Here is a 1133-nt window from a genome sequence, read left to right on the forward strand (position 1 = left end):
TCGTTGAGGCCATTGGCGCCGTGAGGAGGTGCGATGCGCATGGCCTTGCGCAGCCGGTCAAAGAGCGAAGAGCGTCGGCGAAGCTCCTCTACCGCCCGGCAAAGCACCGAGTCGTTGCCGACGTGGGATACTTCCAATGCAAGCTTCCAGATGGCCTGCTGCTCATCGGGCTCGTCGTGGTCTAAGATCGAATCGAGGAGTTGCGGGAGACGCCGGTAGAGATCGAGCAATCGTTCGGCGAAGTCGAGGAGCGGACGGTCGAAAGGAAAGCCGTAGCCGTCTCCGCTGTGCTTCCCGTGCAGGACCCAGAGTGTTAGAGAATAGGTGGCGGCCAGGGCCGCAAGGTTGCTATCCTCCGAGACGGCGCCATCTTTAAAGGTTTTTGCCAGGAGATCGCTCTTGGAGGCGTGCTCGCCAAGAGACTGGCGGGTTTCCCGCAGCAATGCGTGCAGGCGGGAAGCCGTGCCATGGCTTCTCAACTGGCTTCGAATCAGCGCATAAGAGGGTTCAAGGAAGTCCTTGCCAAGGTCACGCAGAAAGTGGAAATGGCAGATGAAATCGCGTATGCCCGGAAAGACCTGGGCAACAGCTTTGAGGATGCCGGAGCCCATGTCGTGAACGCAGGCTATCGGAGATCCGTAGTCGGCTTTGAGCTTTTGGAGAAAGGGAGCAATATGGTCGGCGTGCTCGCTTGGCAGCTTGACGTTTCCGAGTACGAACTTGCGCAAGCTGTCCATTCCGCTCATCAGGGCCGGTGCTTCTCCTTCGTGCATGGCATCGAGGTGGAGGATGTAGCCGCCGGAGAGCTCCATCGCCCGGCGAATGCGAGGTGTTGCCCTCCGATGCGCCGCAGCCAGGTTTATGACGAACTTGCGCCCCAGGTACTCGATCTCCGAGATAGAGAGCCGGACATTGCGGGCAATCAACTCGCAGCGGACCTCCCGGGTATTGCGATGGCGCCGAAAAAGGGCCTCTCCCACGAAGACCAGGACGTCAAAAGCCACATTGCACCGCGGCCCGACCAACCGGAGCAAGGGATCGGAGGGGAAGGTGCGCGAGCAAAGCTCACATTGAGCCACCGTCTCGTGGGCGATGAAGGGTCCAAGCAGGGTAAGAATCTTCTTGCGGCGAGT

The 1133-nt window shown here is 59.8% G+C and carries 1 pseudogene; it reads right to left on the reverse strand.

Annotated elements, in window-relative coordinates:
- Positions 1 to 1133: pseudogene (locus MWC30_RS21600) on the reverse strand (transposase); the annotation flags it as partial.

The sequence above is a fragment of the Desulforhabdus sp. TSK genome (assembly GCF_022836495.1).
GTDB lineage: Bacteria > Desulfobacterota > Syntrophobacteria > Syntrophobacterales > Syntrophobacteraceae > Desulforhabdus.